The sequence below is a fragment of the Pseudomonas sp. AC463 genome, assembly GCF_979253585.1.
Map to the genome: position 1 here is coordinate 1 of NZ_CEEDDZ010000116.1, position 465 is coordinate 465.

The 465-nt window shown below is 66.0% G+C and carries 1 protein-coding gene; it reads right to left on the reverse strand.

The features are described 5' to 3' along the window. The coding region (locus AC0IYH_RS29360; protein ID WP_471837552.1) for a hypothetical protein at positions 1-465 on the reverse strand (465 nt) is incomplete at both ends.

Genomic DNA, 465 nt, shown 5'->3' on the forward strand with positions numbered 1-465 from the left:
ATACCACACGACGGGCTCGTCCACACCGGCCCCGTGCACGTAGCGCTTGACGATCGCACCGCCGGACCGCTCAGTCACCACAGTGCTGCCCTCCCATTCCCACGGCAGGCCCGACTGCGTCACCTGATCGAGCCGCCCGGTCGCATCGTAATAGAGGTACGTCCCGTTCGCCCCCGACAGCTGGTTCTTGCTGTTGTAGAGATACGCAGCCCCGCCTGCGCTCGTCAGGTTGCCGCGGCCGTCATAGGTCGGCACCACGGCGCCCGATGCGGTATACTGGTTCAGACCGTTCACTGTGTAGGCCCGGTTCGCATTCACCGCCCCTGCCCAGGCATAGGCGTCGTTCGACACCGTCCGGCTCACGATCTGGCCGGCCGGATTGTACCCGAACGTCCCGGCACTCGGCTGGCCGCCGGCGTTCAGGTTCAACGCCGTCAATCTCGATGCCGCGTCGAAGCCGTAGGT